1 protein-coding gene is annotated in these 273 nt (G+C 56.8%); it reads right to left on the bottom strand.

From position 1 onward, the window contains the following. Positions 1-273, bottom strand: a 273-nt coding sequence (locus R0J92_RS22990; protein WP_411053371.1) for a hypothetical protein, incomplete at both ends; no start/stop codon positions are given.

Below are 273 nucleotides of genomic sequence, written 5' to 3'. Positions count from 1 at the left end.
CAGGTCATCAGAACGGTTGAACACCACTTTGGTGTCATCGACAATCGTGCCGTTCAGCGCACCGGTCCTGCCGCCAGCACCAATCTGCAAAACACCGCCCTTGACGTTGGTCGTGCCTGTAAAGCCCGACCCATCACCGGTCAGTGTGGTCGTTCCGGTCGTGTCTGCCGTCTGGTTGATCATGCCGTTGCCCGAAATGTCCGCCGTCAGAAGATAGCTCGCATCCGTGTAATTGAAGTTCAATGTGCCTGTGCCAGCGCCGAACATAACGGA

The sequence above is a fragment of the Tritonibacter sp. SIMBA_163 genome (genome assembly GCF_046535935.1).
Lineage (GTDB): Bacteria > Pseudomonadota > Alphaproteobacteria > Rhodobacterales > Rhodobacteraceae > Epibacterium > Epibacterium scottomollicae.
This window is presented reverse-complemented; position numbering and strand designations above follow the sequence as displayed.